The 8283-nt window shown below is 40.3% G+C and carries 12 protein-coding genes; 5 read left to right on the plus strand and 7 right to left on the minus strand.

Features of this window, described 5'->3' with window-relative positions:
- Nucleotides 1-23 precede the first annotated feature (23 nt).
- Together DYY67_RS01685 and DYY67_RS01690 are read right to left on the minus strand one after the other, a co-directional pair.
- Complete coding sequence (locus DYY67_RS01685; RefSeq protein WP_166390217.1) at nucleotides 24-593, minus strand: MFS transporter; 570 nt, start codon at nucleotides 591-593, stop codon at nucleotides 24-26.
- A gap of 2 nt (nucleotides 594-595) precedes the next feature.
- Nucleotides 596-1432 carry an MFS transporter gene (locus tag DYY67_RS01690; protein ID WP_166390219.1) on the minus strand — a complete coding sequence of 279 codons (837 nt, stop codon included), beginning with the start codon at nucleotides 1430-1432 and terminating at the stop codon, nucleotides 596-598.
- Nucleotides 1433-1510: 78 nt separating this feature from the next.
- On the opposite strand from DYY67_RS01690, the gene DYY67_RS01695 reads away from it, so the two are divergent.
- The 3 genes from DYY67_RS01695 (at nucleotide 1511) to DYY67_RS01705 (ending at nucleotide 3350) form a co-directional block, all read left to right on the plus strand.
- Complete coding sequence (locus tag DYY67_RS01695) at nucleotides 1511-2098, plus strand: ATP-binding cassette domain-containing protein (RefSeq protein ID WP_255492654.1); 588 nt, start codon at nucleotides 1511-1513, stop codon at nucleotides 2096-2098.
- The gene (locus DYY67_RS01700; protein ID WP_166390221.1) at nucleotides 2067-2582 is read left to right on the plus strand and encodes an ATP-binding protein DrrA1-3 family domain-containing protein; all 516 of its coding nucleotides are present in this window, start codon (nucleotides 2067-2069) and stop codon (nucleotides 2580-2582) included. The genes DYY67_RS01695 and DYY67_RS01700 overlap by 32 nt, the downstream gene beginning before the upstream one ends.
- A 63-nt stretch (nucleotides 2583-2645) precedes the next feature.
- Nucleotides 2646-3350, plus strand: coding sequence for an ABC transporter permease (locus DYY67_RS01705; RefSeq protein ID WP_255492660.1), 705 nt, complete (start codon nucleotides 2646-2648; stop codon nucleotides 3348-3350).
- A gap of 75 nt (nucleotides 3351-3425) precedes the next feature.
- On the opposite strand, the gene DYY67_RS01710 is transcribed toward DYY67_RS01705, so the two are convergent.
- The 5 genes from DYY67_RS01710 to DYY67_RS10435 all read right to left on the minus strand — a co-directional run bounded on the left by DYY67_RS01710 (nucleotide 3426) and on the right by DYY67_RS10435 (nucleotide 4814).
- Nucleotides 3426-3779 (minus strand): PepSY domain-containing protein, encoded by a 354-nt coding sequence (locus DYY67_RS01710; RefSeq protein ID WP_166390223.1) that lies wholly within the window; start codon nucleotides 3777-3779, stop codon nucleotides 3426-3428.
- The gene (locus tag DYY67_RS01715) at nucleotides 3766-3942 is read right to left on the minus strand and encodes a hypothetical protein (RefSeq protein ID WP_166390225.1); all 177 of its coding nucleotides are present in this window, start codon (nucleotides 3940-3942) and stop codon (nucleotides 3766-3768) included. The genes DYY67_RS01710 and DYY67_RS01715 overlap by 14 nt, the downstream gene beginning before the upstream one ends.
- A 174-nt stretch (nucleotides 3943-4116) precedes the next feature.
- Nucleotides 4117-4416, minus strand: coding sequence for a hypothetical protein (locus DYY67_RS01720; protein WP_166390227.1), 300 nt, complete (start codon nucleotides 4414-4416; stop codon nucleotides 4117-4119).
- A complete protein-coding gene (locus DYY67_RS01725; RefSeq protein ID WP_166390229.1) occupies nucleotides 4379-4648 on the minus strand; it encodes a hypothetical protein in 270 nt (89 codons plus the stop codon). The genes DYY67_RS01720 and DYY67_RS01725 overlap by 38 nt, the downstream gene beginning before the upstream one ends.
- 40 nt (nucleotides 4649-4688) lie before the next feature.
- The gene (locus tag DYY67_RS10435; protein ID WP_255492655.1) at nucleotides 4689-4814 is read right to left on the minus strand and encodes a hypothetical protein; all 126 of its coding nucleotides are present in this window, start codon (nucleotides 4812-4814) and stop codon (nucleotides 4689-4691) included.
- Nucleotides 4815-5370: 556 nt separating this feature from the next.
- On the opposite strand from DYY67_RS10435, the gene DYY67_RS01735 reads away from it, so the two are divergent.
- Nucleotides 5371-6135, plus strand: a complete 765-nt coding sequence (locus DYY67_RS01735; protein ID WP_255492657.1) for an ABC transporter ATP-binding protein — start codon at nucleotides 5371-5373, stop codon at nucleotides 6133-6135.
- The gene (locus DYY67_RS10065) at nucleotides 6104-8215 is read left to right on the plus strand and encodes a COG1361 S-layer family protein (RefSeq protein ID WP_178084788.1); all 2112 of its coding nucleotides are present in this window, start codon (nucleotides 6104-6106) and stop codon (nucleotides 8213-8215) included. Before DYY67_RS01735 ends, DYY67_RS10065 begins: the two co-directional genes overlap by 32 nt.
- Nucleotides 8216-8283: the final 68 nt, after the last annotated feature.

The raw sequence follows: 8283 nt of genomic DNA on the forward strand, positions 1-8283 counted from the left end.
ATGTTCTTGAAATTTGCGGATGCTCAACTCCGTGGTCGGAGGGGACGTTCGATTATTGAGGGGATTATGGAAGCCAATAGCACTGCTGCAGACAAGAAAAAGATCACATGAATAGAATTAACAAAGTTTATTGCATTTGTAAAATTAGAATTTCCACCAGTAAAGATTGTTTCAAGATCAGAAACTGACACTGCTTGTGTAATAATTAAAAATGATAACCCAAGACTCAAGATATTTCCTAGAGTTACAAGAGTAGTGCTCATGCCAGATGCAGTACCTCTTCTGTGCGCTGGAACTGAATTCATCACAGCTGTTCTGTTGGGTGCTGCAAACATTCCCATGCCAGAGCCCACTAACACAAGTGGTATCAGAAGATGTGAAAAATTCTCATGTGGTTGTAATCTAGTAAGAATTAGAAATCCAACCGCAGATGTCAAAAGACCACCTATGATGAAAAACTTAGACCCATATTTGTCGGAGAGCCATCCGCTTATCGGACCAAATGTTGCTATTGTAAATGATACCGGGATGAGATATAGTCCAGCCTGTAACGCACTAAGCTTCATGGTAGGACCTTGCAGATAAAATGTCATAATCAATATGAGTGCGCCTCTTGCAATGCATTGAGAAATACACTAAAGTTTCCAGTGGTAAAGATTCGTAGTCTGAATAGTTGTACATCAAACATAGGATCCTCTATCTTTGATTCTGCAAATACAAATAGTGCCAATAATGCAAGACCGCCAAAAATCATGAGCAACTCTACAATCTCAGATAGTATCTGCAATGGTCCAAGTGTTAGCCCAAGCAAAAGCAAAACCAGTCCTGAAGCCAAAAGACAGTTACCTATCCAGTCAATTCTACCACCAGTTTTTGTCCCGAGTTCTCTGAGCTTTATGTGAGACCATACGGCTCCAAATATCCCAATTGGGATATTTACCCAAAATATGTATCTCCAGCCAAGCGTATCAGTTAACAATCCTCCTAAAACCAGTCCTGTTACAGAGCCTATTACTATGGACACTTGGTTTAGTCCTAGTGCCTTACCGCGCTCTTTTACGTCAAATGCATCTGTCAGTATGGCTGCACTGTTTGAGAAAAGAAACGCTGCCCCAAGTGCTTGAACTATTCTAAATAAAATCAATTCCTGACCAGAGTTGGAAAAACCACAAAGGGCAGAACCAACTGTGAATACTACAAGTCCAAGATTGTATAGTTTGACTCGACCAAACATGTCCGCAAGTCTTCCAAAACTCAAAAGAACGGTAGTAGTGACAAGTCCATAGGACAAGACAATCCATATTGTCTCAAGTATTGATGCATGAAGATCAGATGAGATCTTAGGCAAAGCTATTATGACAATATTGGCATCAAGTGATGCCATTAGAATTGCCAGTGTAGTATTTGTTAGCACAATCCATTTGTATTCCATTTTGTAAACTCGATACATCTAGTCTCAAATTGTATTATAATTTGAATGAAATGGTAGTTCTCTATTTGATAATCAAATATGATTCTATTATATTACACATGCAACACATGTGATAACAACGATGTTTTCATGAATTCTACTTTTGATGATCACAACATACAAGAAATAACTGCAATAGAGGCAGATCATTTAACAAAAGTCTATCGTGATAACATTAGGGCAGTGGATGAAATAAGTTTCTCAGTTAAACAGGGGGAGATATTTGGTTTGCTTGGACCAAATGGAGCAGGAAAAACTACTACAATTAAAATGATAATAACCCTCACCAAGGCAAACTCTGGTACCTTGCATGTGCTTGGAGTAGATGTCTTCAAATCGCCAGAGACTGTAAGAGAAATGCTTGGATATGTACCACAGAGCATCTCTGTTGACACTGATCTTACTGCATATGAAAATTTATTGATATTTTCTAAATTATCGTATGTAAATAAGATGGAACGCAATGAAAGAATAAGAGATGCGTTAGAGTACATGGATCTTTCAAGCAGAGCAAATGATCTTGTCAAGCGTTATAGTGGAGGAATGATGCGCAGGTTAGAGATAGCACAAGCGCTTGTAAACAGACCAAAGGATTTTGCTTTTAGACGAACCAAGTATTGGTCTTGACCCTTCATCAAAAAAACAAGTATGGAAAAATATCAAGCAATTAAACCAAGAGTTCGGCGTTACCATTCTTATCACAACTCATGACATGAGCGAGGCAGATGAACTCTGTGACAGGATAGCAATCATGTCAGAAGGCAAGATAGCAATCTTGGGAACTCCTGAGGAATTGAAAAGAGATGTAGGAGGAGATATTGTCACGGTGAATCTTGCATCCACTCCTCCAATCATGACATTACCAAAAGAGATAGGAAATGTCATACACAGTGATGAAAAATCTATTCAGATTCTGACAACTAATGGCGAAGAAGCGATTCCACTCATCGCAGATTTCTTTAGAGGACACGAAATTAAGGTCGAATCGATCTCAATTAACAAGGCAAACTTGGATGATGTTTTTATGAAATATGCCAAACGAAGACTTGGAGATGAAATGTACAAAGCTACCCGTAGAACTCGCCGTGACTTTGTGAGGCGCGCAAGATGAACATCGGGAGATTCCTTGCCAGTTCTATCACAATTGCAGAGATGGAGGCAAGAAAAATTCGTCATGATTCAACTGAGCTTTGGACTAGGATTATCCAACCTGCCCTCTGGTTACTTGTTTTTGGCGAGACCCTTAACACCATTAGAGCCATGCCATCTGGTAATTTTTCGTATATCCAGTTTCTCACTCCTGGTCATACTGGCGCAATCAGTCTTGTTTATCTCAATTTTTTATGGCATAACTGTAGTCTGGGAAAAAGATGTTGGAATACTTACCAAGCTCTTGTCAACTCCATCTCCGCGCTCGTCAATAGTTCTTGGAAAATCGCTTGCAGCTGGTCTGCGGGGAATTTTTCAAGCCATAATGATATTTGCTTTGGCGTTGATAATTGGAGTCAAGATAAGGTTTGATCCACTTGACATTGCAGGTGTTTTTGCTGTTGTAATACTTTTTGCGATGTGTTTTTCAAGTTTTTCAATGTTTCTTGCATCATATCTGAAAACTCGGGACAGGATGATGGGGATTGGTCAAGCATTAACCATGCCGCTTTTCTTTGCAAGTAATGCCATATATCCAATAGCAATAATGCCTATCTGGCTCCAGTATATCTCAATAGCAAATCCACTCAGCTATGTCGTGGATGCGATTAGGTCAATGCTTCTTGCTGGAACGTATGAAAATTTACCAGTTGATATACTGGTGTTAGTAATCGCTACAGTTGTTTTTGTAACTCTGGCCTCTACAACAATAAAGAAATTGTTAGAGTGATGTATGATAATATCCTAAAATACTCTAACGCATAAAAACATAAAAAAATAAAATAAGAAAAAGGCTTTCTAGAGTTTACTCTTGAAAGTCACTTGGGGTAGTTCCACTGGTGCTGTGCTGCCACTTGGCCGTACTGCCGCTTGGCTTTATCATTCCCATGTGTCCGTGCATCATCATTCCATGGCCGCCCATGCCTCCAATCAAGGAAGATAAAGTCAATGGATGACCCTGTGATGTCTTGAGTACGCTTCCGTTTCCTGCATCTACTATTACAGAATAGACGCTTTTTCCGTCTGTTACCTTGAAGGCATAGACTGGAGAGCCGTGCATTACCACAAGACCTCCTGATAGCACCTGTCCTCCTGTTACCTGTCCTGCAGCTGTTCCTGCAGCGGTTACAAATTGGATCTTTACACTAGATAGAATCATCTGTGTAAGGTTTACTGAACCCTGTATCGGTGTCTGTGTCTGACCTGAACTCAGAGCCTGCTGTCTGTGCATATGCAAGTGAGCCGCCTACTGAGGCAATCACTGCAACGCCCAGAATCACTGCAAGCAGTTTCTGATGTGTCTTCAGTTCTTGTATGTTCATTGCACTGTATATAGTGGATTTGATTTATAATGGATTGCGCCACCTTGTTCGTTAACAAGGTTAGTGATCATATAAAATGGGTATCGAAAGTCATGTGGCATTAAATTTTCTGCTACACTGAATATCTGATAAATATGTTAATTGTCCGGCAAGAAATGCAATTGGAAATACTGTTTAATCCCTACCCAATTCGTCATCTATCTTGTCTTGTGTTGATTTGTATTTCTTGTATCTGCCATTCCATTTTGAAAAGAATCTATACTCCTTGAGTGCAACAAAGAGCAATACTGCTGCAAATATTATGCAGATAAAGATGAATATTTGAATTCCTAAAAATATTGGCATATCTTGATGCATGGCACGAAAAGGTGGATGGAAAGGAATCTCCCTAACAATGGAATTGCCATTCTTTTCAACTAGGAATAACTGAGTACCGTTATGTGTCATGTTGCCAAAGGTCATGTTGTTGCCCATCTGCTTCGTGATGACTTTCAAGGTTAGATATGCTGTATCGTGGGTGACCTAGAAGTATTCCACCCATCACAAGTGCGACAGGGGCAAAAATTAGGGCAGATGCAATAAAGATGAGAAATATGCGCCTTGAGCTATTTGTATGAGTTAGAAGATCATCTATCATTTTAAACAGGTTTTCTGGAGACTCTTTGTTGTCTGTGTCTTCACTTGATTCTTTATCTGGGTTAGACAATTTGATGACCAACTACCTTGCGTATAAATAAAACATTTCGCTAACCTTGTTCTTGAACACTTTTTTCACTTCTTGGAAAGATCTCCTCATAAGGCTCCAAAACCATCTTGCAGAGCTGCCTGCCTTTTTCTGTGACTGAATACTTTATCACTTTCTTGTTCCCCATGGTATTTCTGTCCTTTTTATGAAGCCTTTCCGTTCCAGGCTTTCTAGTATGTCCTTATGTTTCATCAAGTTTAAACCACAATAGCTTAGAAGATTTGTTTGGTTTAGCTCGCCAAATTCTGTGAGCTTCAAAAGTATATCCTTTCTTATATAGACCCGATCACGATACTCATGCGACAAGGATATCGCCTTGTTGGAAGTAAAATTCTGTATTAAGCTTTTACATGATATTTTTGCAAGATCTATTCTTGTTTGATGTATCTTGCAGTAACAATGTTCCTGAACAAAGTTTGACAATTATTTAATTGCGCTGATGGATGAGAGTAACGTGGGCATGATTTTAAGTTCTATCGCGGAGGAAACGAGAGTTTTTCACAACCCCTTTGATCCTAGTGCATGCTCCTTTGATAGATATGCCCACTCATACTATCATTTTATGATGAAACACTTGTCATCATGTATTTTGCATGGCGATTATTTTTTTTACAATCTTGATAAATTTTTTGTAAAGTCATTTAATTATACCGTAAAAGACAACCCGGAGTGTAGCAATCCTTTTGAATAAAGATAAATCAGGTGTCAGGAACAGTTCTGCTAAAATGGTAAGCGAATTAACAGAGCTTGACGCCAATTCAAACTCCATAGCACTTGGAGTCAAAAATCTATCCAAGATATTTGATTCTGTTGCAGGAAAAGTTGTGGCACTAGATAACATTAATTTCACTGTGAAAAAAGGCGAATTTGTTTCTATAGTGGGGCCCTCAGGTAGCGGAAAATCGACCCTTCTCAATATGATTGGCGCGCTAGACAGACCAACTTCTGGCAATGTCTATATCAATGGAATTGACATATTTTCCTTGAACGACTCACAAATAGCCACTATGAGAAATGGTCTCATCGGATTTATCTTCCAATCATTCAATCTTATCAACAGGACCACTGTTCTCAAGAATGTAAAATTGCCCGGAACAATAGCTGGCATGGACGGAACTGAAACTAACATGCGTGCAATGAAAATCTTGGAAGCTCTGGGAATTGCAGACAAGGCAACACAAAAACCCGTTAATCTTAGTGGAGGTCAACAACAAAGAGTGGCAATTGCTCGATCTTTGGTAAATAATCCTACTATTGTTTTGGCAGATGAACCTACTGGTAATCTTGATACAAAAACCGGAGACGATGTTTTTGATATGCTCAAGACGTTATCACACAAGTTCAAGCGTACAATAATTATGGTAACACACAATCCAGAACTTGCAGAATCCACAGACAGATCTATATTGATAAAAGATGGGAGAATCGAGCGCGATGTCACAAACTAGCTCATCTAAAACGTTTCATATTGTTTTCAGAAGAGATCTTGTACCAAAGATTGCGTCTGTTGCTTTGATTGTGATGTTGTTTGCTTCATCAATCAGTGTAATATCAGCGTCGGCACAAGTCATGCAGGAAAATGACTGCTCACCACCACTTACCACAACAATTGATAGCAACTATCAAGGACCTGTAGTGGTAGATGCATATTGGGTTGATCAAGGAGTAGTAGATACTAGCGTATCTGCCACTAATCCAATTAAAAAAGAAGTGGGACCAGGAGAAGGTGCTGAAGTATTTGCGGTCGTATTAAATAATAGAGGAGATAATCCTCTGAACTCGGTAACTGCGTATCTGAACTTGCCAGCTGGATTTGCTGCAACTGGTGAAAGCAAGATACCACAACTTCTCCAACAATATAATCCTGCATCAAAGGTAGCAACAAGCAATTTCGCACTTGCTAGCTATTATGGTCAAGTGGCTGCTGGTGGTACATTCATATTATTTTTTGATGTTGACGTGCTAGATAGTGCCAAGGTTGGTACATTTGGCACTAACCTGGTAGTTAATTACAAAATAGGAGTAGGCGCAGCAGGATTTGGTGTCCAGAGTTGTACTTCAGCATTACTTGAAGTCCCATTTGTTCTTCCAGGCAAAGTAATCATGGATATATCAACAGATACAAAAACCATAACTGCTGCACAGGCTGATCCTATGACAATCACTGTTTTGAACAAGGGTTCGGCCCCTGCCACTGGTGTGGTAGCCACAATCACAAATCTTGGTCAAAAAGGAAATTCCGGTTCAGGATCAACAGGTACTCTAACACTGTCATCGACTACAACCAATCTTGTCAATCTTGGGGCTAATCAATTCAACCTGGGTGTTATTCCAGCTAACAGTTCTGCACCAATAAGCATCACCGTCTTTCCTGCCACTTCTGCAGCTGGCCAAACTCAGGATGTATCGGTATCGCTAGTATACGAAAATGCGTGGGGTAAACAGCTGACCACGCAGTTAGATACTGGCATATTCATTGCTCCAGTACCACCACAATCATTGAGTCTGGCGTATGCTGGTAACAATACATCTCCTGTCATAACTTCGGGAAATCTATCTAATCTGAATTTTGTCGTATCAAATAATGGTACGAATACTGCATCCAACGTAGTGATCTCACTTGTACCGTCTGCCTCGTCTACTTCTGTTTCTGTTGTAGGACAATCTACGTGGTCTATTCCGACACTGGCACCAGGTGAACAACGAATATTATCAACCAGTGTATTTGCGGCCAATTCCTTGATTGATACCCCGACATCGTTTACTCTGACTGCAAATTATGTATCTCAAGGGCAGACAAATACTAATTCGCTTACACTTGGTGCATTTGTAATAGGAGATGTCAAGCCGCAACTATATGGGTTGGCAGTAAACTATGTTGGAAATACTCCAAACCTAGCAGGCAGTTTGTTAAATCAAGGAAGTACGACTGGCTTGTATACTACAGTACAACTTTACAAATCTCCAATCTTGCAAGACATAAGGGCGGCAAGAATGGCAAACATGACTGGTAACGGTACTGGCAGCTACAATGGTGGAGGCTCTGGCAGCTACAATGGTGGAGGCTCTGGCAGCTACAATGGTGGAGGCTCTGGCAGCTACAATGGTGGAGGCTCTGGCAGCTACAATGGTGGAGGCTCTGGAGGTGCTGGTGGTTCTGGTCGTACTCGTGGAGGCGGTGGAATGGGTGCAGGATCTCAAGCCATGGCTCCGCAGTTCTTGGGAGATTTGACTCCTGACTCACCCATACCGTTTAGCATTCCCCTTAATGGCATAAACTCTCTCCAGCCAGGATCATATCCTGTGTCATTCAAAGTTGTATATGCAGACGATCTAAAGATTCAACATTTTGTAGTCTTGAATGGAACCGTATCTGTAGGAAGAGCACCCCAGACAAATACTGGTCACACACATGACTCAGTACTTGATCAGATTCCAATTCCTCTCCCAGTACTAATTGGAATTATTATCGCGGCGATTGCAGTAGTGATTGTAATAAGAAGAAGAAAATCAAAAAACAAAAAATGAAGATGCTTACAGGGAGCGACACTGATATAGTGACGGCACTGGACAGTCCAATCAAAAAGTGATATGCA

Source organism: Candidatus Nitrosotalea sp. TS (assembly GCF_011319465.1).
Lineage (GTDB): Archaea > Thermoproteota > Nitrososphaeria > Nitrososphaerales > Nitrosopumilaceae > Nitrosotalea.

Bases quoted from the DNA above. Each gene is read 5' to 3' on its own strand.
- DYY67_RS01705 (WP_255492660.1), top strand. From the start codon at position 2,646: ATGATTCAACTGAGCTTTGGACTAGGATTATCCAACCTGCCCTCTGGT.
- DYY67_RS01690 (WP_166390219.1), bottom strand. From the start codon at position 1,432: ATGGAATACAAATGGATTGTGCTAACAAATACTACACTGGCAATTCTA.
- DYY67_RS01720 (WP_166390227.1), bottom strand. From the start codon at position 4,416: ATGGGCAACAACATGACCTTTGGCAACATGACACATAACGGTACTCAG.
- DYY67_RS01685 (WP_166390217.1), bottom strand. From the start codon at position 593: ATGACATTTTATCTGCAAGGTCCTACCATGAAGCTTAGTGCGTTACAG.
- DYY67_RS10435 (WP_255492655.1), bottom strand. From the start codon at position 4,814: ATGGGGAACAAGAAAGTGATAAAGTATTCAGTCACAGAAAAAGGCAGG.
- DYY67_RS01710 (WP_166390223.1), bottom strand. From the start codon at position 3,779: ATGATTCTATCTAGTGTAAAGATCCAATTTGTAACCGCTGCAGGAACA.
- DYY67_RS10065 (WP_178084788.1), top strand. From the start codon at position 6,104: ATGGGAGAATCGAGCGCGATGTCACAAACTAGCTCATCTAAAACGTTT.
- DYY67_RS01695 (WP_255492654.1), top strand. From the start codon at position 1,511: ATGATTCTATTATATTACACATGCAACACATGTGATAACAACGATGTT.
- DYY67_RS01715 (WP_166390225.1), bottom strand. From the start codon at position 3,942: ATGAACATACAAGAACTGAAGACACATCAGAAACTGCTTGCAGTGATT.